The sequence below is a fragment of the Micromonospora sp. NPDC005305 genome (assembly GCF_040607315.1).
Taxonomy (GTDB): Bacteria; Actinomycetota; Actinomycetes; order Mycobacteriales; family Micromonosporaceae; genus Micromonospora.
In genome coordinates this window covers 1-23,559 of record NZ_JBEXGL010000011.1, presented here as the reverse complement: position 1 = coordinate 23,559, position 23,559 = coordinate 1, and the positions used below count along the sequence as shown (strand labels likewise).

Genomic DNA, 23,559 nt, shown 5'->3' with positions numbered 1-23,559 from the left:
ACGCTGGAGGACCGCGCCCCGGCGGTCGGGTCGCCGCCGGGGTGCTCCGGATCACCTACCAGGGCGTGGGTGCCGGCGGCGGCACCACCGGTGGGCGGTCGTCGCAGGTGATGGTGTCGGGCAGCAGCCAGGGGGCCAGCCAGCCGTCGTTGCCGCCGAGGTCGGTGAGGCCGAACTCCGACCCGGCCGGGGTGAAGTGGAACGACCCGCAGTTGTTCACCCCGACCGCGCCGACGTTGCGCGCGTCCACGTCGGCGAACGACGCCGAGCCGGCGGTCCGGGCGCTCACCACCGAGGTGCCGGTGCCGTCGACGCGGATGTCCCGGAAGTGCACGTTGCTGATGGACACCGCGTCCTTCACCGGCCAGTCACTGACCAGCATGATCGCGTTGTAGGTGTTGTCCAGGTAGCTGTCGCCGACCACCTGGATGTCGGCGTCGATGCTGCGGTCCAGCGCGTAGAACCAGATCGCGCCGAGGCCGATGTTCCAGTTCAGCTCGTAGGTGCCGGCCCGGACCGTGGTGTTGCCGGTGACCCGGAGCTGGCCGGTGAACGGTTCGGCGCCGAACCGCGAGCCGATCTGGATGGCGCTGCCCTCGCGGACCGGGTCGGCGATCAGGTTGTGCGAGACGGTGAGGTCGGTGCCGCCGTAGAGGGCGATGCCGTTGGCCAGGACCGGGGACTGCACCGTGTTGTGGTCGAAGGTGTTGTGGGCGTTGCCGGTCGTCTCCGACCACATGGCCAGCGCGTCGTCGCCGGTGTTGCGGACGAAGCTGTGCGAGACCGAGGAATGTTTGACGCCGGTGTGGAAGTTGAGCCCGTCGGCGATCTGGTCGGCGATGACCGTGTTGGTGACCCGCAGGTCGCTCATCGGGCCGTCGAACCACAGGCCGACCTTGGTGTGGTGCAGGTAGAGACCGTCGACGGTGGAGTGGTTGAGCGCCCCGCCGACGGCGTTGACCTGGTCGGTGTCGATGCGGTCGCGCACGTCGCCCTCGACGGCGAAGCCGGAGAGGTGGACGTCGCTGCTGCCGCCGTCGGCGGCGTCGCGGCCGTAGAAGCCGACGCCGGTGTGCACCGAGCCGTCGGGCGCCGGGGTGTCCAGGGCCACCTCGCGGCCCTTGACGACGGTGTACCAGCTGCCGGCGCCCGCGATGGTCACGTCGTCGACGGTGATGTGCCGGTTCACCTGGTACGTGCCGGGCGGCAGGTAGAGCGTCCGGTCCGCCCGGCGGGCGTACGCGACGGCGCGGTCGAAGGCGTCGGCGGACTCCCGCCGGCCGGTCGGGTCGGCGCCGAAGGCCAGCACGTTCACGGCGTGCGGCAGCACCCGGGGCGGGGCCACCAGGTGGGAGTCCAGCAGGTCGATCACGGTCCATGCCGCGGCCGTGCCGGTCGGTGCGGTGAGCCGGACCACCTCGCCGGCCCGGTGGGTGCGGCCCAGCAGCAGCCGCTGCTCATCGTAGAAGTGGTGCGGCCGGAACGGCTTGGTGATGGTGGGCGCGGGCGTGGTGGCCGCCGGCACGCAGGAGCACTCGGTGATCCACCAGTCCGGGTGGATCAGGTCGGCGCCCGGGTCGTTGGTGAACGGGTACTGGTTGTAGAGCCACGCGTACTGCGAGGTCAGCGTCATGGTGCGGGCCGGCGCACGGCCGACGGTGACGCGCAGCGGCGCGGTGATCCCGCCGCCGCCGGGCGCGTCGGGAATGCTGTACCGGACGGTGAGCGCGTTCGCCGCCCGCGGGAGGGTGAACTCGACGTACTGGCCGGGGGAGAGGCGGACGGCCCGCCGCCCGGACGCCTCCCCGGCGAGGGTGTAGGCGGCGCGGTCCCGGCCGATGACCGTGCCGGTGGTCCGGGCCCGTTCGGCCTCCTGCTCGACGAAGTCCACGGTGGCGCCCCGGCCGGCGACCAGTGCCGGGTCGAGCCCGGCGCGGGTGATCACCGGGGCGGGGCCGGTGTGGCCAGCGGCCAGTGCGGCGCTCCCGGTCGGTACGGCCAGCGCGACGGCGGTGGCCGCCGCCGCGAGGATCCTGGCGATGGGCGCGGCCGGGCGCCGGCCCGCCGCGCCTTCCACGCTCCGCTGCATCGGACTACCCACTTTCACCGGGGGACGGGGGAGACGGTGGTGGCATCGGCGCGGCTGGAAGGCACCGGCCGAAAGGTGCCTCATGTTATTCCTGGCGTTTGTCGATATTCAAGCTTCTGTCTGTTCAAATCTTTCGGGGCTCGGTGGAGCCCCCTGGCCCGCCCGGGTGGGCCGACGGCGGCTCGGACCGGGCAAGGGTGCCGCCCACCCTTGTTCATTTCTTGCAAGAAAATGACGTACGATTGCCGCCGTGACGAAACGGTTGACGGAGGTGGCCCGCAAGGCGGGCGTCAGCGAGGCCACCGTGAGCCGGGTGCTCAACGGGCGCGGTGGTGTGTCCGAGGCGACCCGGACCGCGGTGCTGACCGCGCTCGACGTGCTCGGCTACGAGCGCCCGACCAAGCTGCGCGGCGAGCGGGCTCGGCTGGTCGGCCTGGTCCTGCCCGAGCTGCAGAACCCGATCTTCCCGGCGCTCGCCGAGGTGGTGACCGGGTCCCTCGCGCAGCGCGGCTTCACCCCGGCGCTCTGTGCCCGCACGATCGGCGGGGTGTCCGAGTCGGACTACGTCGAGATGCTCCTCGACCACCAGGTCTCCGGCGTGATCTTCGCGGGCGGGTCGTACGCCCTCGCCGACGCCACGCACGAGCACTACCGCCGGCTGACCGACCGGGGCCTGCCCGTGGTGCTGGTCAACGCCGGCGTCGACGAGCTGGGCTTCCCGCGGGTCTCCACCGACGACGCGGTGGCGGTCGAGCAGGCGTACGGGCACCTGCGCTCGCTCGGACACGAGCGGATCGGCATGGTGCTGGGCCCGGAGGGGCACGTCCCGTCCCGGCGGAAGCTGGCCGCGATGATCCAGGCGGCGGGCTGGGCCGACGGCACCACGTACGTCGAGCGCTCCAGCTTCTCGATGGAGGGGGCGCGGGTCGCGGCGAGCAAGCTCATCGAGCGGGGCGTCACCGGCGTCATCTGCGCGAGTGACGTGCTGGCCCTGGGCACCATCCGGGCGGCGCGGCGGCTCGGGTGTGCGGTGCCCACGGACGTGTCCGTGGTCGGCTTCGACGACTCCGCGTTCATGACCTGCACCGACCCGCCGTTGACCACCGTGCGGCAGCCCATCGAGACCATGGGGCAGGCCGCGGTGGACCTGCTGGTCACCCAGATCGAGGGGGCCGGCGTGCTGCACGACGAGCTGCTGTTCGAGCCCGAACTCGTGGTGCGCGGCTCCACCGCGCCGGCCCCCGGCCGCTGACCACCGCCCCGGGCGCCGCGGTGGCGCCCGGCCCCGAACCGCCGCCCGCCTGACCTTTCGACGATGCCTTCGGCCGCCGACCGCGCAACCGCGGTCGGCGGCCGTTTTCTCGTTGCGGCCCGCCGGGACCTCAAGGGACGGAACCCGGGACCGTATCTGCCGGCGTACCACCGTCGACATCTGTCGTCACAAAGTCGTGTCCTTTCACCTCGCGATCGAAACCTTGCCGCAACTAGTCCGTCTCGCTACAGTGACTCCACTCGCACCCGGCCTCGACGCCGGGCGGTGGCGATCACGGCAAATCAAGCGAAGGTCATGGATACCCCGTTCCCCCGAAGGGATGGACAGATGTCCGTACCGCAGTACCGGAAGGCTGCGGCGATAGCGCTCGTGGCCGGCCTGGGGCTCAGCCTGACGGCTTGCTCCACGAAGAGCGACGACGCGGCGAAGGACGCCAGCGGCAAGGTCACCATCACCGTCGACTGCCAGCCGGTCGGCGCCCAGAAGGAGCTGCTGAAGAACTGGAACGACGACGTCGCCGAGTTCCAGAAGCAGAACCCGAACATCGTCATCAAGAGCGTCAGCGTCGGCGAGCAGTGCAACAACCCGCCGGACTTCACGGCCCGCCTCGCCGGCGGCACGGTGACCGACGTGTTCTACGGGTACATGACGGATCTCCAGCAGGTGCTGGACTCCGGTCAGGCCATGGATATCACGGAGTACGCCAACAAGGACACGATCTCGACCTGGGACAGCGTCGACCCGGCGCTCAAGGGGGTCTTCACCGACGGCGGCAAGCTCTACGCCGTCCCGGTGAAGAACTACTCGATGGGCCTGGTCTACAACAAGGTCCTGTTCCAGCGGGCCGGCCTCGACGTGAACAACCCGCCCAAGACCTGGGCGGAGGTCCGGGAGGCGGCCAAGAAGATCTCCGCCCTGGGCAACGGCATCGCCGGGTACTCCGAGTACAGCGCCGGCAACACCGGCGGCTGGCACTTCACCTCCCTGCTCTACTCGCAGGGCGGCCAGGTGCTGACCGAGGACGGCAAGAAGGCCGACTTCAACAACGCCATGGGCAAGCAGGTCCTGCAGAACCTCAAGGACATGCGGTACGGCGACAACAGCATGGGCAGCCGCCAGCTGCTCCAGTGGGGTGACCTGCTGACCAACGCCGGCGCGGGCAAGGTCGGGATGTTCATCGGTGCCCCGGACGCCACCCAGGCGATCGTCAGCCAGTTCCAGGGCAAGTTCCAGGACTGGGCCATGGGCCCGCTGCCCGGCCAGGACGGCCCGGCGAAGGCGACGCTCGGTGGCGGCGAGGGCTACTTCTTCAAGAAGGGCCTGACCCCCGACCAGGTCAAGGCCGGTCTGAAGTGGATCGCCTACCAGAAGTTGACGCCGGGCAAGGGCCAGTTCGACTACGTCCGGGCCAAGCCGCAGAACTACCCGGTGGGTCTGCCCCAGCCGCTGCTGTTCGCCAACGGGAGTGACGCGCAGAAGAAGGAGCTGGAGCTGCGCAAGGCGAACGCCAACGTCGACACGGCGAATTTCGCGATCTTCGAGGCGAACCAGGTGGCGATCAAGGGTGAGCCGCGCAACGCGCAGGCGGTCTACGCGGTGCTCGACGCGGCGATGTCCGGGGTCCTGACGAACCCGAACGCGAACATCGACGCGCTGCTCAAGACGGCCGAAGACAAGGTCAACCAGCTGCTGGCCGCCGGCAGTTGAGCCCGCGGGTGTGGGGGCCGGCGCGCCGGCCCCCACACCCCGCCCGTCCCGTCCGGTCACCGACGTCCGCAGGAGAAGCCTTGGCGATCACCACCGTCCCGGGTACCACCAGGCAACCGGGTCGCTCCGAGCCGCCGTACCCGTCGAGTCGCCGCCGGACGAGCCTCGGCCGCAAGGTACGGGACAACCTCAGCGGGCACACGTTCCTGATCGGCGCGGTCGTCTGCTTCGCCGTCTTCTCCTGGTACCCGATGGTCCGCGGCATCGTGATGAGCTTCCAGCGCACCCGCCGCGGCGAGACCACCTGGGTGGGCTGGGACAACTACGCCCGCATCATCGCCGACCCGAGCTTCTGGACCGCCTGGAAGAACACCTTCTACTTCACGTTCCTCGCGCTGGTCCTCGGGTACGCGGTGCCGTTCTTCGTGGCGATCCTGCTCAACGAGTTCCGCCACGCCCGGGGCTACCTGCGGATCCTGGTCTACCTGCCGGTGATGCTGCCGCCCGCCTCGGCGCTGTTCCTCTTCAAGTTCTACGCCTACGACCCAAGCGAGGCGGGCCTGTTCAACGCGGTCCTCGCGGCGCTGCACCTGCCGACCTCGGAGTGGATGCAGTCACCCGGGATGACCATGCCGGCCATGGTGCTCGCGTCGACCTGGATGAACATGGGCAGCGCAGTGCTGATCTACCTGGCCGCGCTGCAGAACATCCCCGGCGAACTCTACGAGGCGGCCGAACTCGACGGCGCCGGCATCTGGCGGCGGATCCGGCACGTGACCATTCCGCAGACCCGGCTCATCCTCGCGCTCCTGGCGATGATGCAGATCGTCGCCACCATGCAGCTCTTCATCGAGCCGCTGATCCTCGCCAACGGCGCGGGCACCGGGGACTCGGCCACGTCGGTGGCGTACCTCATCTACCAGCACGGGTTCTTCCAGAACGACCTCAACGGCGCGGCGGCGCTCGGCGTGATCATGCTCGTCGTGCTGGCCGGCTTCTCCGCCGTCTACGTGCGGCTGACCGCGAAACAGGACTAGGACGGACGAGGAATGGCACAGGACTCCGGGACCCGGACCCTCATCTCCCAGGCCCAGCTCGAACGGGGACGCGGCCGGATCATCTACTGGACGCTGCTCGCCGTCGTCGTGGTGGGGTTCACGCTCGTCTTCATCGGGCCGCTCTACTGGATGGTCACCGGCGCGCTCAAGTCCGGCCAGGAGATCGCGCAGACGCCGCCGTCGCTGTTCCCCGAGGACCCGCAGCCGCAGAACTACGTCGACGCGTGGCACAACCTCGACCTCGCCAAGCTGCTGTTCAACACGTTCTACTACGCGACCGGCGCCGTGCTGTTCCAACTCGTCCTGGACACGGCGGCGGCGTACTCGCTGTCGAAGCTGCGGCCGGTCTTCGGCAACGCGATCCTCGGCCTGATGCTGGCGACCCTGATGATCCCGGCGATGGTCCTCATCGTCCCGCAGTACGTGACGGTGATCGACCTGCCGATCCTGCACCTGAACCTGCTGGACTCGCCGTTCGCCATCTGGCTGCCCCTGGTCGCCAACGCGTTCAACATCTTCCTCCTGAAGCGGTTCTTCGACTCGATCCCGGAGGACCTCATGGCGGCGGCCTTCGTGGACGGGGCGACCCCGCTGCGCACGCTCTGGTCGATCATCCTGCCGATGTCGCGCCCCATCCTCGGCGTGGTCTCGATCTTCGCGGTGACGGCGGTCTGGAAGGACTTCCTCTGGCCGAAGCTGGTCATGCCGTCGCCCGAGACCCGGACGGTCAGCGTGGGCATCTTCGCCTTCGCCGGCGGCACCCCCATGAACGTGGTGATCGCCGCCTCGGTCATTGCCGCGATCCCCACCGTCGTCATCTTCCTGATCTTCCAGCGCAACATCATGTCCGGCCTGACCACCGGCAGCCTCAAGGGCTGACCCGGCCGGACCCACCGGCGAACCCTCCCGCGGCGACCGACGACCGTTCGCCCGCCACATCCAGGTCCGGCGAACCCGCCGACGTACCGACGCAGAAAGCAGGTGCTCGTGTCCACAGCAGACAGCGGTCCGTGGTGGCGTGGAGCGGTGATCTACCAGGTGTACCCGCGGAGCTTCGCCGACGGTGGTGGCGACGGCATCGGCGACATCGCCGGCATCCGGTCCCGGCTCCGCTACCTGTCCGAGCTCGGCATCGACGCGATCTGGTTCAGCCCCTGGTACCCCTCGCCGATGGCCGACGCCGGCTACGACGTGGCCGACTACCGCGACATCGACCCGGTGTTCGGCACCCTCGCCGAGGCGGAGGCGCTCATCAGCGAGGCACACGAGCTGGGCATCCGGACCATCGTCGACATCGTGCCGAACCACTGCTCCGACGCGCACCCCTGGTTCCGGGCGGCTCTGGCCGGCGGGCCGGACGCGCCCGAGCGGGAGCTGTTCTGGTTCCGGCCCGGTCGCGGCCCGAACGGCGACGAGCGACCCACCGACTGGGTGGGTGAGTTCGGCGGCCCCACCTGGACCCGGACCGTCAACCCGGACGGCACCCCCGGCGACTGGTACCTGCACCTGTTCGCCCCCGAGCAGCCGGACTTCAACTGGGACCACCCGCGGGTGCGCGCCGAGTTCGAGGACGTCCTGCGGTTCTGGTTCGACCGGGGCGTGGACGGCATCCGGATCGACTCGGCCGGGCTGCTGGTCAAGGACGGCACGCTGCCCGAGACCCGGCCCGACCGGCCGCACCCCTTCCGGGACCTCGACGGGGTGCACGAGATCTACCGGAGCTGGCGGCGGGTCGCCGACTCCTACCCGGGCGACCGGGCGCTGATCGGCGAGGTGTGGCTGCCGGACCGGCAGCGGTTCGCCAACTACCTGCGCCCGAACGAGCTGCACTCGGCCTTCAACTTCGACTTCCTCGGCTGCGTCTGGGACGCCTCGGCCCTGCGCGAGAGCATCGACGGCACGCTCGGCGCGCATGCCCCGGTCGGCGCGCCGGCCACCTGGGTGCTCTCCAACCACGACGTCACCCGGCACGTCACCCGCTACGGCCGGGCGGACACCCGGTTCAGCTTCGCCGCCAAGCGCGAAGGCATCCCGACCGACCTCGAACTGGGCACCCGCCGGGCCCGGGCCGCCGCGCTGCTCTCCCTGGCGCTGCCCGGCGCCGCGTACGTCTACCAGGGGGAGGAGCTGGGGCTCTGGGAGGTCGAGGACATCCCGTTCGAGCTGCGCCAGGACCCCATGTGGGAACGCTCCGGCCGGGTCGACCCGGGCCGGGACGGCTGCCGGGTGCCGCTGCCGTGGGCCGGCGACGCCCCGCCGTTCGGGTTCAGCCCGGACGGCGCGGCGGCCGGGCCCTGGCTGCCCCAGCCGGCCGACTGGAAGGACCGCACGGTGCGCGCCCAGACCGGCGACCCGCACTCGATGCTGGAGCTCTACCGGGCGGCCATCGCGATCCGCCGGTCCGAGGCCGCGCTCGGCGACGGCGCGCTCACCTGGCTGCCCGCCCCCGACCAGGTGCTCGCCTTCGCCCGGGAGCCGGGCCTCACCTGCCTGGTCAACCTCTCCGCCGCCGCCGTGCCGCTGCCCGCCCACGAGCGGCTGCTGCTGGCCAGCGGCCCGCTCGACGACGACCGGCTGCCGCCGGACACCGCGGTCTGGCTGCGCACCGGCTGACCCGTCCCCGGCGCCGGCGGCCCCTCCGCCGGCGCCGCCCGCCGCGCCACCCGAAGGGAGGGGAGGAAACCACCGCACCGCACGGGGGACCTGGCCATCCGACGAAAGGGAGCGCACCCCTCATGGCCGATCACACCACCCCGCACCATGCCCGTCGCACCCGGCTCCGCGCGGGGCTCGCCGTCCTCGCCGGCGCCGCGCTGGCCGCCACCTCCGTCACCGTCGTGGCGCTCACCACCACCGCCACCCCGGCCCGCGCGGCCGGGCTGTCCCCGTTCGCCATCGCCGGCCGCGGCGCCACCGTCGGATTCGTCGAGCAGGAGGCGGAGAACGTCGCGCACACCGGCACCCGCATCGGCCCCGACCGCCGCTACGGCACCCTCCCGTCCGAGGCGTCCGGCCGGGAGGCGGTCACCCTCGACGCCGCCGGCGAGTACGTCGAGTTCACCCTCACGGCGCCGGCCAACGCGATCACCTTCCGGTACAGCCTGCCGGACAACGCCGCCGGCACCGGCCGGGACGCCAGCATCGACCTGCGCGCCGGCGGCACGCTCGTCAAGTCCGTCCCGGTCACCTCCCGGTACGGCTGGTACTACGGCGGCTACCCGTTCAACAACAACCCGGGCGACACCAACCCGCACCACTTCTACGACGAGACCCGCACCCTGTTCGGCACCACGTACCCGGCCGGCACGAAGATCCGCCTCCAGGTCTCCTCGACCGCCCAGTCGCCCACCTTCACCATCGACCTGGCCGACTTCGAGCTGGTCGGCGGGCAGATCGCCAAGCCCACCGGCGCGCTGGACGTGGTCACCGACTTCGGCGCCGACCCGAGCGGCGCGACCGACTCGACGGCGAAGTTCCAGGCCGCCGTGGACGCCGGGAAGGCCCAGGGCAGGACCGTGTGGATCCCCGCCGGCACGTTCACCCTCTGGGACCACGTGGTGGTCGACGGGGTGACCCTGCGCGGCGCCGGGCCCTGGTACTCGGTGCTCGGCGGCCGGCACCCCACCGACCGCAAGCGGGCCGCCGGCATCTACGGCAAGTACGTCGCCGGCGGGGGTTACGGCGGCGGGATCCGCCCGCACGAGGCCGGCGGGCCCAGCCGCAACGTCACCCTGCGGGACTTCGCCATCATCGGCGACATCCGCGAGCGGGTCGACGAGGACCAGGTCAACGCCCTGGGCGGGGCCATGTCGAACTCGGTGGTGGACAACCTCTGGTTGCAGCACACCAAGGTCGGCGCCTGGATGGACGGCCCCATGGACAACTTCACCATCCGCAACAGCCGGATCCTCGACCAGACGGCCGACGGGGTGAACTTCCACTGGGGCGTCACCAACTCCACGGTGACGAACACGTTCGTCCGCAACACCGGTGACGACGGCCTGGCCATGTGGGCGCAGAGCGTGCCGAACGTCAACAACGCCTTCACCTTCAACACGGTCGGTGTGACGATCCTGGCGAACCACCTGGTCACCTACGGGGGCCGGGACATCCGGATCACCGACAACGTGACCGCCGACTCGGTCACCAACGGCGGCGGCATCCACGTGGCCAACCGCTATCCCGGCGTGAACGGCCCGACCGCCGTCGCCGGCACGATCACCGTCGCCCGCAACACCCTGATCCGCAACGGCAACTCCGACTACAACTGGCGCTTCGGCGTCGGCGCGCTCTGGTTCTCGGCGCTCAACGAGCCGATCCAGGGCGCCACCATCAACGTCACCGACACCGACATCCTGGACAGCTCCTACGCGGCGCTGCACTGGATCGAGGGGCAGACCAGCGGGATCAACCTGAACAACGTACGCATCGACGGCGCGGGGACCTTCGCGCTCCAGGTGCAGGCGCCCAGCCAGGTCAGCTTCACGAACGTCCGGGCCACCGGCATCGCCCAGGCGAACCCGATGTACAACTGCGTCGGCAGCGGCTTCCAGATCACCCAGGGCGCCGGCAACTCCGGCTGGTACTCGGCGAACCCGTACTGCGGGCCGTGGCCCGAGCCGCAGTGGGGCAACGGCCCGTCCACCCCGCCCACCCCGACCCCGACCAGCCCGACGCCGAGCCCCACCCCGACCACCCCGCCGCCGTCGGGCGGCAACCTCGCGCTCGGCCGGCCGGCCACCGCGTCCAGCAGCACCCAGACGTACGCGGCGGCGAACGCCGTGGACGGCAACGCCGGGACGTACTGGGAGAGCGCCAACAACGCGTTCCCGCAGACGCTGACCGTGGACCTCGGCGCGGCGCGCGCCGTCGACCGGGTGGCGGTCCGGCTGCCGGCCGGCTGGGAGCGGCGTACCCAGACCCTGTCGGTGCTCGGCTCCACCGACGGGTCGACCTGGACCACGGTGAAGGCGTCGGCCGGCTACACCTTCGACCCGGCCACCGGCAACACCGTGTCGATCCCGCTCCCGGCGGGGGAGCGGCGGCACCTGCGGCTCAGCGTCACCGGCAACACCGGCTGGCCGGCCGGCCAGGTCGCCGAGTTCGAGGTGTACGGCCCGACGGGCACCACCCCGCCGCCGACCACCACCCCGCCCCCGACCACCACGCCGCCCCCGCCCAGCGGCAACCTGGCCGCCGGGCGGCCGGTCACCGAGACCAGTCACGCCGACGTGTACGGCGCGGCCAACACGGTCGACGGCAACGCCGGCACGTACTGGGAGAGCGCCAACAACGCGTTCCCGCAGTCGCTCACCGTGGACCTCGGCGCCACGTACCCGGTGTCCCGGGTGGTGTTGAAGCTGCCGCCCTCGTCGGCCTGGCAGGCGCGCACCCAGACCCTGTCGGTGCTGGGCTCGACCGACGGGTCGACCTGGACCACGGTGAAGGCGCCGGCCGGCTACACGTTCGATCCGGCCACCGGGAACACCGCCACCATCACGTTCCCGTCCGCCGGGCGCCGGCACCTGCGGCTGACCTTCACCGGCAACACCGGCTGGCCCGTGGGCCAGCTCGGCGAGTTCGAGGTGTACGCCACCTGACCGCCCCCGGGGTCCCCGCGGCGCGGCGGGGACCCCGCCCACCCCCCACCACACCCACCTCTCCACGTCCCCGGAAGAAGGTGTCCCTCCACCATGTCCAGATTCCGTACCCGGCTGGTCGCGGTGCTCGCCGCGGTCGCACTGGCCGTCACGGCCCCGCCCCCGTCCCCGGCCGCCGCGGCCGGCGGCCCCAACCTCGCGCTCGGCCGGGCCGCCACGGCCAGCAGCGTCAACGGCCCCTACGCGGCCGGCAACCTCACCGACGGCACCGCCGGCAGCTACTGGGAGAGCGCCGGCAGCACCTTCCCCCAGTGGGCCCAGGTCGACCTCGGTTCCGCCCAGTCGGTCGACCAGGTCGTGCTGAAGCTCCCCACCGGCTGGGAGACCCGCACCGAGACCCTGTCGGTGCAGGGCAGCACGGACGGCGGCACCTTCACCACCCTGGTCGCCCCGGCCGGGCGCACCTTCAGCCCGGCCAACGGCAACACGGTCACGCTGAGCTTCCCGGCCACCAGCAGCCGCCACGTCCGGGTCACGGTCACCGCCAACACCGGCTGGGCCGCCGCGCAGCTCGCGGAGCTGGAGGTGTACGGGTCGGCGAGCCCGTCGGCCAACCTGGCCCTGGGCCGGACCATGGCGGAGAGCGGCCACTCCGACGTCTACGGCGCGGGCAACGCCAACGACGGCAACCCGGCCACCTACTGGGAGAGCGCCAACAACGCGTTCCCGCAGTGGCTCCGGGTCGACCTCGGGGCCGCCGTGGCGGTCAACAAGGTGGTGCTCAAGCTGCCCGCCGGCTGGCCGGCGCGCACCCAGACGATCACCGTGCAGAGCAGCACCGACGGGACCACCTTCGGCACCCTCGCCGGCTCGGCCGGGTACGCGTTCAACCCGGGCAGCGGCAACACGGTGACCGTCACCCTCGGCACGGCCACCACCCGCTACGTGCGGCTGCTGGTCACCGCCAACACCGGCTGGCCCGCCGGCCAGCTCGCCGAACTGGAGGTCTACGGCCCGGCCACCGGCGACACCCAGCCGCCGAGCGCGCCCGGCAACCTGGCCTTCACCGAGCCCGCCGCCGACCAGGTCCGGCTCACCTGGACGGCGTCCACCGACAACGTCGGCGTCACCGGCTACGACGTCTACGCCAACGGCACGCTGCGCACCAGCGTGGGCGCGTCGACCCTCACGTACACCGACACCCAGCCGGCCGGGTCGACGGTCTCCTACTACCTCCGGGCCCGCGACGCGGCCGGCAACCAGTCGACGCCCAGCAACACGGTCACCCGCACCGGCAACACCGGGGACACCACGGCGCCGACCGCGCCGGGCAACCTGGCGTACACCCAGCCGGCGTCCGGGCAGGTCCGGCTGACCTGGACGGCGTCGACCGACAACGTCGGCGTCACCGGCTACGACGTCTACGCCAACAACGCCCTGCGAGGCAGCGTCAGCGGCACGACCCTCACCTACACCGACACCCAGCCGGACAGCGCCACCGTCTCGTACCTCGTCCGGGCCCGGGACGCGGCCGGGAACGTCTCGGCGACCTCCAACACGGTCACCCGGACCGGCAGCACCCCGGGCGGCAGCAACCTGGCCGCCGGCAAGCCCATCACCGCCTCGTCGGTGGTACACGTGTTCACGGCGGCCAACGCCAACGACGGTGACGTGACGACCTACTGGGAGGGCGCGCCGGGGGCGTACCCGAGCACGCTGACCGTCGCGCTCGGCGCCAACGCCAGCATCAGCGCGATCGTGGTCAAGCTCAACCCCGACCCGGTCTGGGGGCCCCGCACACAGACCTTCCAGGTGCTCGGCCGGGAGCAGTCCGCCTCCGGGTTCACCAGCGTGGTCGGCTCGGCGACGTACTCGTTCAACCCGAGCAGCAGCAACACGGTGACCATCCCGGTGAGCGCCACCGCCGCCGACGTGCGGCTGCAGTTCACTGCCAACTCGGGCTCGTCCAACGGGCAGGTCGCCGAGTTCCAGGTGATCGGCACTGCGGCGCCGAACCCGGACCTCACCGTCACCGCGGTGTCCGCGGCGCCGTCCGCGCCGCTGGAGACCGACGCCGTCACGCTCTCCGCCACCGTCCGCAACGCCGGCACCGCGCCGGCCGCCGCTTCCGCGGTCACCTTCTCCCTGGGTACGACCAAGGTCGGCACCGCGGCCGTCGGAGCGCTCGCGGCCGGCGCGTCGGCGACCGTCACCGTGGGCATCGGCGCGCGCAACGCCGGCAGCTACGAGGTGACCGCCACCGCCGACGAGGCGAACACGGTCATCGAGCAGAACGAGTCGAACAACAGCCGGACGGCCTCGCTGACGGTCAGCGCGGTGCCCAGCTCCGACCTGGTGGCCGGGGCGGTCACCTGGTCACCCGGCACGCCGAGCGCGGGCGCCGCGGTCAGCTTCGCGGTGTCGATCCGCAACCAGGGCACGGTCGCCTCGGCCGGCGGGGCGCACGGCATCACCCTCACCCTGCTCAGCGACACCGGCGCGGTGGTGCGCACCCTGACCGGCTCGTACACCGGCGCCCTGGCGGCCGGGGCGACCAGCCCGCCGGTCAACCTGGGCAGCTGGACGGCGGCGAACGGGAAGTACACGGTGCGGGTGGCGCTCGCCGCCGACGCCAACGAGCTGCCCGTCAAGCAGCAGAACAACACCAGCGAGCGGCCGCTCTTCGTCGGGCGGGGCGCGAACCTCGCGTACGACATGTACGAGGCCGAGGACGGCCGGGTCGGCGGCGGGGCGCAGGTGCTCGGGCCGAACCGGAGCATCGGCGACCTGGCCGGCGAGGCGTCCGGCCGCCGGGCGGTCACCCTGAACACCACCGGGGCGTACGTCGAGTGGACCACCCGCGCGCCCACCAACACCCTGGTCACCCGCTTCTCCATCCCGGACGCGCCGGGTGGCGGCGGGATCGACTCGACGTTGAACATCTACGTCAACGGGGTGCTGCACAAGCCGATCAACCTGACCTCGAAGCACATCTGGCTCTACGGGGCCGAGGCCGGCCCGAGCGACTCGCCGGGCGCCGGCGCGCCCCGCCACCTGTACGACGAGGCCAACGTGATGTTGAACTCGACCGTCCCGGCCGGCGCCACCATCCGGCTCCAGAAGGACCCGGCCAACAGCACCACGTACGCGATCGACTTCGTCAACACCGAGCTGGTGTCGCCCCGGGCCAACCCGGACCCGGCCCGCTACACGGTGCCGAACGGCTTCAGCCACGCCGACGTGCAGAACGCCCTGGACGCCGTCCGGATGGACCCCACCGGGAACCTCGTCGGCGTCTACCTGCCGCCGGGCACCTACGACACCGCCCAGAAGTTCCAGGTGTACGGCAAGCCGGTCCGGGTGGTCGGCGCGGGCATGTGGTACACCCGCTTCCAGACGCCGACCAACCAGCAGAACACCGACGCCGGCTTCCGGGTGGAGTCCTCGGCGAGCGGGTCGACCTTCGCCCACCTGGCCTTCTTCGGCAACTACACCAGCCGTATCGACGGTCCGGGCAAGGTGTGGGGCGAGCTGAAGGACGTCGACAACATGACGCTGGACAGCGTCTGGGTCGAGCACACCGTCTGCGCGTACTGGGGGGTGAGCGTCAGCGGGCTGACCATCCGGGACAGCCGGTTCCGGGACACCTTCGCCGACGCGGTCAACATGACCAACGCCAGCACGAACAACCTGGTCACCAACTCGGAGGGCCGCTCCAACGGCGACGACGCCTTCGCGCTGTTCTCCGCGACCGACCAGGGTGGCTCGGGCGGCAACCACGGCAACGTGTTCGAGAACCTGAGCGCCACGCTGACGTGGCGGGCGGCCGGGGTGGCGGTGTACGGCGGCTACGACAACGTCTTCCGCAACCTCTACATCGCCGACATGCTGACGTACTCGGGCATCACCGTGAGCTCGCTGGACTTCGGCTACCCGTTCGTCGGCTTCGGCGCCAGCCCGCCCACCCAGTTCCAGAACGTCTCGCTGATCCGGGCGGGCGGCCACTTCTGGGGTCAGCAGACGTTCCCGGCCCTGTGGCTGTTCTCCGCCTCCAAGGAGTTCCGCGGCATCCGGATCTCCGACGTGGACATCGTCGACCCGACGTACTCGGGGATCATGTTCCAGACCAAGTACAACGGCAGCCAACCGGAGAATCCGGTCACCGACACGGTCCTGACCAACGTGTCGATCTCCGGGGCGAAGCGCAGCGGTGACGCCTTCGACGCCAAGTCGGGCTTCGGCATCTGGGTCAACGAGATGCCCGAGCCGGGGCAGGGCCCGGCGGTCGGCTCCGCCACCTTCACCAACCTCCGGCTCACCGACAACTACCAGGACATCAGGAACACGACCAGCACGTTCACCATCAACCGGAACTGACCCCTCGGTCAGCGGCGCCGCCGGGAGGACCCGTCCTCCGGGCGGCGCCGCGCCGCGGGCGCACCGCTCACAACCCGGCGCAGGCCGCGCCGTCCACCGTGCAGCCCTCCGGCTCGTTGGCCGCCAGGTCCGGATCCCGCACGTCGAACCGGATGGTGGTCGACCCACCCGCCGGCACCGCCGCGCCCGTGAAGGTGACCACCGCCCCGTCCTGCTTCGCCTCGGCCCCGTTGACGCTGCTGACTGTGGCGTCGTCGCCCAGCGTCACGGTCACCGTCCAGTCCGGCTTCGCCGCCGGACCGGGATTGCTCACCACCACCTGGCCCCGGTAGCCGAAGACCCGGTCGGAGACCGTTTCGTAGCTGGCGGCCAGCCGAGCGGCCGGCCGGGCGCTGGGGCTGGCCGTACGGGTCGGGGAGGTGCCCGCGGTCGCGCTCGGCGCGACGCTGCGGCGGGTGGCCGACGGCGTGGGCCGGGACGGGGTGGCCCGGGGCGGCGCGCTGCTCGTGGAGGGCCTGGCCAGCGGCGACGCCGGTGTCGACGCCGGCAGGGCGGCCGGCGTCCTGGGCGCGGGCCGGGTGGCCCACACCGTCGCCCCGGCGGCCACGCCGAGCACCGCCAGCACGCCGGCCACCAGCAGCACCAGACGGCGCCTGGTCCGGCCACGCCCCTCATCGGGCCGGACCACCGGCAGTTCGGCGGTCAGGCCACCCTCGGCCCGGCGCAGGTCGACCTCCTGGAACGCGAGCCAGTCGAGGATCGCCGGGAGCCGTCCGGTCACCGCCCGCTGGTGCTGCTCGGCGCGCCGGTCGGCGTCCCAGTCGCCCTCCTCCAGCACCTCGCGCACGGACAGCCGGGAACCGTGGCCGAGGGGCGCCAGGTCGCACGCCAGCCGGGTGCTGCGGTCCCCCTCGCGGCAGCGCAGCACCAGCCGTTCCGGCGCGCGCAGCTCGACCACCTCCACCTCGGTGTCGGCGTCGTAGCCGGGCAGCCCCCCGGTCCGCAGCAGCGTTCGGTCGCCCAGCGACTCGCTTCCGGCGAACCACTTGGCGAGCAGCGCCTGTTCCGTCAGCGCCCGCCAGATTCGTCCCGGCGGGTGGAACAGGTCGACCTCGGTGGCGATCTCGATCACGCCGAGACTCTAAGGCCAGCCGTCCCACCATGGGGAACGGGCGGCCGGCTACCCGGTGGACCGGTCCGGGCCGCCGTCGTGCCAGCGGGCACGGAAGGCCGCCTCGCCCGCCTCGTGACTGGCCTTCTCCTCGAACACCGTCCGACGCAGCGCGGTCCGGGCATCCGCCATCAGCACCAGCTCGACCGCGACGAGCGCGACGCAGATCGCGGTGAGCAGCCCGAGCGCGGCGAGGGCGCGCAGGTCCCGGGCGACCGGCAGCCCGACGGCGAGCGCGGCGAGGGCGGCGACCCGGGTCCACGACACGGTCTTCAGGGTGCGCAGCTGGAACGCCATGTCGGCGGCGAGGAAGATCATCACCCCGGCGAAGAGGAGCGGCACGGCCGGTCCGTGGCCCCGCTCGGCCACCCCGCCGACCGGGTCGGTGATCGTCCGCACCAGCTCCTCCGCACCGATCGCGAACAGGATCACCCCGGCGATCATGGGCAGGTAGAGATAGGCGTACGCGTCCCGGGCCATCGCCACGCGCGGGTGGCCCTCCGCGGCGTGCAGCGCGATCCGGGCGGCCGGGCCGATCATGTCGAAGTGCGCCCACCAGAGCGCCGCCGTGAACAGGATGCCGAAGATCGCCGCGGGGATGGCCGGCCAGGTCACCGGCTTGCCGATCAGGTTGCCGCCGACGCCGACCGAGATCACCGACTCGCCCAGCGCGATGATCAGGATCAGGTCGTAACGCTCGGTCCAGTGCTCGGCGGAGGTGACCTGCCAGCCCTTGGTGCCGGACAGCAGGCCGCCGGCGTACTGCACGACCACCACGCCGATCCAGAGCCCGTCGCGCAGCCACAACCCGAGTTCCGGGTCGGCGACCCTCGGCGGGAGCAGCGCCGCGATCAGCAGCAGGCAGGTGGTGATCAGCACCTCGGGGACGAACTGCCAGAGCTTGCGCCGGCCCGCCGGGTCGCCCCGGGTCGCGTACACGTAGAGCGACAGGTGCACGGCGCGGATCACCACGTAGCTGACGGTGACCAGCATCGGCCCGGCGGTGCCCTGCTGGAGGTCGCCGAAGGTCTGCGGCAGGGCGAGCGCGAAGGTGAACAACGCGATCATGCCGATCACCATGAGCGCCGGGACGAAACCCTCGCCCAGCCGCAGCCGGCTGGCCACGACGCTGTGCACCACCCAGCACCACCAGAGCACGGCGAGGACCAGCATGGCGTGCAGCAGTTCGCGTCCGGTCACGTTCGCCGCGGTGGCCCGCGTGATGATGAAGAACGACACCACGAAGACGAGGTCGAAGAAGATCTCGAACTTGTCCACCCGGGCGGCCGGGGCGATCGGCATGGCGGGACCCAGCCCTTTGCGCCACCGGTCGCCGCCCACCGGACGAGTCTGTCAGCGCCGGACCGGCCGGCGGGGCGGAATCGAGCGCCGTCCGCCCGCGACCGGCCGTCGTCGCAGCTCAGGTGGTGGACCGCCCCAGGTAGGTGAGCGGACCCCGGTCGGGCACCGGGATCACGTGGAAGCCCAGCCGGTCGTAGAAACCGCGCGCGCGGACGTTGGCGGTGACCATGCCGATGTGCAGCGCGGGCGCGCCGGCCCGGGCGGCGGCCAGGAACGTCTCCAGCAGCCGCCGGCCGTGGCCGTGCCCCTGGTGGCTGGGGAGCAGGTCGATGTGCAGGTGGGCCGGGTAGCCGGCCAGCTCCGGCAGGAGCATCCGCTCGGGGTGGTGGTGCAGGGCGATCATCTCCTCGTCCGGGGTGCGCGGGTCACCGGCCGGCGCCGGGTAGCGGTGCGCCAGCCGGGGGATCCAGACGTGCCGGTAGGCGCGGACGAAGGCGGCGGTGTCGGCGGTGCCGACCACGTAGCCGACCACCCGGCCGGCGTCGGCCAGGACGAACGCCAGGTCGGGTTCGAGGTGCAGGTAGGGCCCGGCGAACAGGTCGGGCATGAGGTCGTCCGAGGCGTACCGGCCCCGGGCGTCGCCACCGGCGTCGGCGGTGCGCACGCAGATGTCGTAGACCGCGTCGTGGTCGGCGGGGCGGTACGGCCGGACGGCCGCCGTGGATGTCGTGGTGCCGCTCATGCCGGGACCGTACGGCGTGGTACCGCTCTCACCGAAGCCTCGCCGGTCGCGGCTAGCCGCCCAGCCGCTGGCGGGCCAGGAACTTCGGGACCACCATCCGCCACGCCTCGCAGACCAGCTCGGTCATCTGGTCGTGGTCGAGCCGCTCCAGGTGGCAGCAGACCCAGTTGAACCGGAGGTCGGAGGGGCGGGGCAGGAAGAACAGCGCCGGATCGGCGGCGACGAGCCCGTCGCGCTGCTCCTTCGGGTAGCCGAAGCCCATGGTTTGTTCGTCGCGGCTGAACGCGACGTAGACGATCGCGCCGACCCGGAACTTGACCCGGTCGTGGATCAGGTGCTCGCTGGTGCGGGGCAGCGTGCGCGCCAGGGCACGGACGTCGTCGACGGTGACCACGTCGAGGACGCTAGCCCCACGGTGCGACAGTCAGCCGGTCGCCGGGGCGGCGTGGGCGAGCGCGGCCCGCAGCGTGTCGGCCAGCGGGTGGTCCGGCTGCTCGATCCACTGCTGGACGGCGACCCGCAGGGTGGCCAGGAAGGTCGCGGTCAGGATCCGCGCGCGCAGCGCCACGTCGGGGCCGGTGAGCCGGCGGCCGATCTCCCCGGCCAGCTCGCGCTCGATCGCCGTGTACGCGGCCACCTGGTGCGCCAGCAGGCCCGGGTTGCCGTGCAGCCGGCGGCGCCGGTTGAGCCAGGACTCGGCGGTCTCGTCGTACGTCTCGTCGGCCTGGCGCAGGGCGGCTCCGCTCAGCGCCGCCCACGGTGTCAGGTCGGCGGGCTGCTCGGCGATCAGGTCGAGCAGCCGGCGCAGCCGCATGGTGTCGCCGTGGAAGAGCGCCTCCTCCTTGCTGGAGAAGTAGTTGGAGAAGGTGCGCCGGGACACGTTGGCGGCGTCCGCGATGGCCTCGACGGTGACCCGGTCCGGCCCCTGCTCGGCGGCGAGACGCAGGGCCGCCTCGTGCAGGGCGAGGCGGGTCGCCGCCTTCTTCCGCTCGCGCAGCCCGGTCGACTCCTCCATGGCTCGCCAGCGTACGTGATCCGTTTCTCAATGAGCAAACTTGCCTGATGCGCAAGATTCGCGAATCATTGCTTGAGGCAACCAACGCAGGGGGAGGGGAAGAGTGGACGCGACCAGCCGTGAGCTCGTCGCCCGGTTGCAGGACCTGCTGACCGGCGTGCGACTGCTCAAGCAGCGGCGCGCCGACGACCGGCCGGCCGTGCCGCCCGGCCTGGTGGGCCTGCTCCGGCACATCGACGGGGACGGCGTCACCGGCTGCCACGCCCGGGACCTGGCGGAGCGCAGCCGGCTCGACCCGTCGACGGTCAGCCGCGCCGTCGCCGCCCTGGTCGCCGACGGCCTGGTCGACCGGCGCGCCGACCCGCAGGACCGGCGCGCCAGCCACCTGACGATCACCCAGGCCGGCCGGGCCGCCATGACCGAGGCCTACGACTGGTACGGCGGAGTGCTCTCCCGGGCGCTCGCCGACTGGACCCCCGGCGAGGTGGCGGCCCTGTCCACCGCGCTCGCGCGCCTCACCCGCGACCTCGAGGTCGCCCTCACCCGACACGACAACCTGGAGGACGCGCGATGAGCGCACCCACCGCGACGGCGGACGCCGCGCCCATGAACCGGCGGCAGACGCTGGAAGCCCTCAGCGGCCTGCTGCTGGTGCTCTTCGTGGCCATGCTGAGCAGCACGGTCGTCTCGACCGCCCTGCCGAAGATCATCGGATCGCTCAACGGCTCGCAGACCCAGTACACCTGGGTGGTCACCGCCACCCTGCTCACCGCCACGGCGACCACCCCGATCTGGGGCAAGCTCGCCGACCTGTTCAACAAGAAGCTGCTCATCCAGGTCGCCATCGTGGTCTTCCTGGCCGGCTCGGTCGCGGCCGGCTTCGCGCACTCGGCGGGCCAGCTCATCGCCGCCCGCGCCTTCCAGGGCATCGGCGTCGGCGGTCTCCAGGCCCTGGTCCAGGTGGCGATCGCGGCGATGATCCCGCCCCGGGAGCGCGGTCGCTACAACGGCTACCTCGGCGGCGTCATGGCCCTCGCCACGGTCGGCGGCCCGCTGCTCGGCGGCCTCATCGTGGACACCTCCTGGCTCGGCTGGCGCTGGTGCTTCTTCGTCGGCGTGCCGGTCGCGATCGTCGCGCTGTTCCTGCTCCAGGTCACCCTGCACCTGCCGACAGCGCGGCGGGACAACGTGAAGATCGACTATCTGGGCGCCACCCTGATCGCCGCCGGCGTCAGCCTGCTGCTGGTCTGGATCTCGTTCGTCGACGGCTCGTTTGCCTGGCTGTCCTGGCAGACCGGCGCGATGGTCGGCGGCTCGGTGCTGCTGCTCGCCCTCGCCGTCCTGGTCGAGGCGCGGGCCGCCGAGCCGGTCGTGCCGCTGGAGATCGTCCGCGAGCGCACCACGGCGCTGGCCATCCTCGGCAGCCTCGCCGTCGGCATGGCGATGTTCGGCGGCGCGGTCTTCCTCGGCCAGTACTTCCAGATCGGCCGCGGCTACAGTCCGACCGAGGCCGGCCTGCTCACCATCCCCATGATGGCCGGCGTGCTGCTCTCCTCGATCGTCGCCGGCCGGCTCATCACGGCCTCCGGGAAGATCAAGCCGTACATCGTCGCCGGGTCGATCATCCTGGTCGTCGGCTTCGCGCTGCTCGGCACCATCGACCACGAGACCTCGCTGGTCCTGGTCGGCGCCGCCATGTTCATCGTCGGCGTGGGCGTCGGCATGACCATGCAGAACCTGGTGCTCGCGGTGCAGAACACCGTGGCGCTCAAGGACATCGGCGCGGCAAGCTCCAGCGTGGCCTTCTTCCGCTCGCTCGGCGGCACCATCGGCGTGTCGGTGCTCGGCGCGGTCCTGGCGCGCCAGGTCACCGACCGGATCACCCACGACCTGGCCGCGGCCGGGATCCCCACCTCGGGGGGCGGCGGCAGCAGCACGCTCAACCTCGCCGCCCTGCCCGCGCCGGTGCAGCAGATTGTGCGGGCCGCGTATGGTGACGCGACCGGGCACATCTTCCTGATCTCGGCCGCCATCGCGGTCGTCGGGATCCTGGCCGCGCTGCTGCTCAAGCCGGTCACCCTGCGGTCCAGCCTGGACCTGCCCGACACCGCCCGCTCGGTCGCCGTCGCGGCCGACGCGGTCGACGGGGCGCCCGCCTTCGACGAGGTGGCCGTGGACGTCGCGGGGCCGGGCGAACGCGCCCGCCGCTGACGCCCCGTCGTCCCAGGGCCGTCGCCGATCCGGCGGCGGCCCTGGTCCGTGCCCACCCGGGCCGGCGTCACGCCGGCCGTGACCGAATCGAGGCGCCGTGGACACCACGCAGCCCGCGCCACCGCCGGTGATCGTCGACGCGCGGCCGGCCGGTGCGTTGCGCCGGGCGGTCCGCGAGCTGGCCCTCGTCGCCGCGCTCTTCCTCGCCTACAAGGCGGGCCGGGTGGCGGTGGCCGGGCGGTCCGGGACCGCGCGGGCCAACGGGGAGCGGATCTGGTGGCTGGAGCGGCTGCTCCACCTGCCGGACGAGGCCGCCGTGCAGGCCCCCTTGCTGCTCCACGAGCTGCCGGTCCGGCTGGCCAACTGCTACTACGCGTACGTGCACTTCCCGGCCACCGTGCTCTGCCTGGTCTGGCTCTACCTCCGCCATCCCGTGCACTACCGGTGGATGCGGCGGGCCCTCGCCGTGCTCACCGCGGCGGCGCTCGTCCTGCACGTCCTCGTGCCGCTCGCCCCGCCCCGGATGACCGCGCTCACCGGTCTGGTGGACACCGGCAGCCGCTACGGCCCCGCCGTCTACGGCCCGCCCGACACCGACACGCTGAGCAACCAGTACGCGGCCATGCCCTCCCTGCACGTCGGGTGGGCCGTCGCCGTGGCCGTCGCGCTGGTCACCGTCACCGCCGGGCGGTGGCGGTGGCTCTGGCTGGCCCACCCCGTGCTCACCCTGCTCGTGGTGGTCGGCACCGGGAACCACTACTGGCTCGACGGGATCGTTGCGGTGACGCTGCTCGGGGTGATCCTGCTCGGGTTGCCCCGACCGGGAGCGTCGCGCCGACGACCGGCCGGCCCGCAGTCCGCCGCGCGCCTGCGCCCGCACGTGGTCCCGGCTCCGCGCCGTCCGGGGAGCGCGGGCCGCCGACGGAGCCCGCGGACCCCGTCGGCGGCCGACGGCCGGCTCGTACGTCGCGGTCGACCGCCGGCGGGGCGTGACGTGACGATCCGACCCGTGCT

The 23,559-nt window shown here is 72.2% G+C and carries 16 protein-coding genes; 10 read left to right on the top strand and 6 right to left on the bottom strand.

From position 1 onward, the window contains the following. Positions 1-55: 55 nt before the first annotated feature. Positions 56-2,089: a glycosyl hydrolase family 28-related protein gene (locus ABZS80_RS19520; RefSeq protein ID WP_355057665.1), complete on the bottom strand. Its 2,034-nt coding sequence runs from the start codon at positions 2,087-2,089 to the stop codon at positions 56-58. 250 nt (positions 2,090-2,339) lie between these two features. Between ABZS80_RS19520 and ABZS80_RS19515 the strand changes: the two genes are divergently transcribed. The 7 genes from ABZS80_RS19515 to ABZS80_RS19485 all read left to right on the top strand — a co-directional run bounded on the left by ABZS80_RS19515 (position 2,340) and on the right by ABZS80_RS19485 (position 16,104). Then, complete coding sequence (locus tag ABZS80_RS19515) at positions 2,340-3,341, top strand: LacI family DNA-binding transcriptional regulator (RefSeq protein WP_355057663.1); 1,002 nt, start codon at positions 2,340-2,342, stop codon at positions 3,339-3,341. Between the two features lie 348 nt (positions 3,342-3,689). After that, positions 3,690-5,069, top strand: coding sequence for an extracellular solute-binding protein (locus ABZS80_RS19510; RefSeq protein WP_355057661.1), 1,380 nt, complete (start codon positions 3,690-3,692; stop codon positions 5,067-5,069). Positions 5,070-5,149: 80 nt separating this feature from the next. Further along, entirely contained in the window at positions 5,150-6,106 is a 957-nt protein-coding gene (locus ABZS80_RS19505; RefSeq protein ID WP_355057660.1) for a sugar ABC transporter permease, read from the top strand. 12 nt (positions 6,107-6,118) lie between these two features. Beyond that, positions 6,119-7,006, top strand: a complete 888-nt coding sequence (locus ABZS80_RS19500; protein WP_355057658.1) for a carbohydrate ABC transporter permease — start codon at positions 6,119-6,121, stop codon at positions 7,004-7,006. A gap of 108 nt (positions 7,007-7,114) precedes the next feature. Next, complete coding sequence (locus tag ABZS80_RS19495; RefSeq protein ID WP_355057656.1) at positions 7,115-8,740, top strand: glycoside hydrolase family 13 protein; 1,626 nt, start codon at positions 7,115-7,117, stop codon at positions 8,738-8,740. Between the two features lie 122 nt (positions 8,741-8,862). Further along, on the top strand, positions 8,863-11,727 hold the full coding sequence (locus tag ABZS80_RS19490; RefSeq protein ID WP_355057654.1) for a discoidin domain-containing protein: 2,865 nt from the start codon (positions 8,863-8,865) through the stop codon (positions 11,725-11,727). Between the two features lie 93 nt (positions 11,728-11,820). Further along, a complete protein-coding gene (locus tag ABZS80_RS19485; RefSeq protein ID WP_355057652.1) occupies positions 11,821-16,104 on the top strand; it encodes a discoidin domain-containing protein in 4,284 nt (1,427 codons plus the stop codon). Positions 16,105-16,171: 67 nt separating this feature from the next. Here the strand turns inward: ABZS80_RS19485 and ABZS80_RS19480 are convergent, their stop codons facing one another. From ABZS80_RS19480 to ABZS80_RS19460, 5 genes are all read right to left on the bottom strand, one after another. Then, the gene (locus ABZS80_RS19480) at positions 16,172-17,236 is read right to left on the bottom strand and encodes an SRPBCC domain-containing protein (RefSeq protein WP_355057650.1); all 1,065 of its coding nucleotides are present in this window, start codon (positions 17,234-17,236) and stop codon (positions 16,172-16,174) included. Between the two features lie 48 nt (positions 17,237-17,284). Beyond that, entirely contained in the window at positions 17,285-18,616 is a 1,332-nt protein-coding gene (locus ABZS80_RS19475) for a low temperature requirement protein A (RefSeq protein WP_355057648.1), read from the bottom strand. 79 nt (positions 18,617-18,695) lie between these two features. Further along, the gene (locus ABZS80_RS19470; protein WP_355057647.1) at positions 18,696-19,319 is read right to left on the bottom strand and encodes a GNAT family N-acetyltransferase; all 624 of its coding nucleotides are present in this window, start codon (positions 19,317-19,319) and stop codon (positions 18,696-18,698) included. Between the two features lie 52 nt (positions 19,320-19,371). Continuing rightward, positions 19,372-19,713, bottom strand: a complete 342-nt coding sequence (locus tag ABZS80_RS19465) for an MmcQ/YjbR family DNA-binding protein (protein ID WP_151464746.1) — start codon at positions 19,711-19,713, stop codon at positions 19,372-19,374. A 30-nt stretch (positions 19,714-19,743) separates the two neighbouring features. Then, positions 19,744-20,334 carry a TetR family transcriptional regulator gene (locus ABZS80_RS19460; RefSeq protein ID WP_355057645.1) on the bottom strand — a complete coding sequence of 197 codons (591 nt, stop codon included), beginning with the start codon at positions 20,332-20,334 and terminating at the stop codon, positions 19,744-19,746. Between the two features lie 103 nt (positions 20,335-20,437). Between ABZS80_RS19460 and ABZS80_RS19455 the strand changes: the two genes are divergently transcribed. The 3 genes from ABZS80_RS19455 to ABZS80_RS19445 form a co-directional block, all read left to right on the top strand. Further along, on the top strand, positions 20,438-20,908 hold the full coding sequence (locus tag ABZS80_RS19455; protein ID WP_355057643.1) for a MarR family transcriptional regulator: 471 nt from the start codon (positions 20,438-20,440) through the stop codon (positions 20,906-20,908). Then, positions 20,905-22,545, top strand: coding sequence for an MDR family MFS transporter (locus ABZS80_RS19450; protein WP_355057641.1), 1,641 nt, complete (start codon positions 20,905-20,907; stop codon positions 22,543-22,545). The genes ABZS80_RS19455 and ABZS80_RS19450 overlap by 4 nt, the downstream gene beginning before the upstream one ends. Positions 22,546-22,642: 97 nt before the next feature. After that, positions 22,643-23,559, top strand: a 917-nt coding sequence (locus ABZS80_RS19445) for a phosphatase PAP2 family protein (RefSeq protein ID WP_355057639.1), incomplete at its 3' end; no start/stop codon positions are given.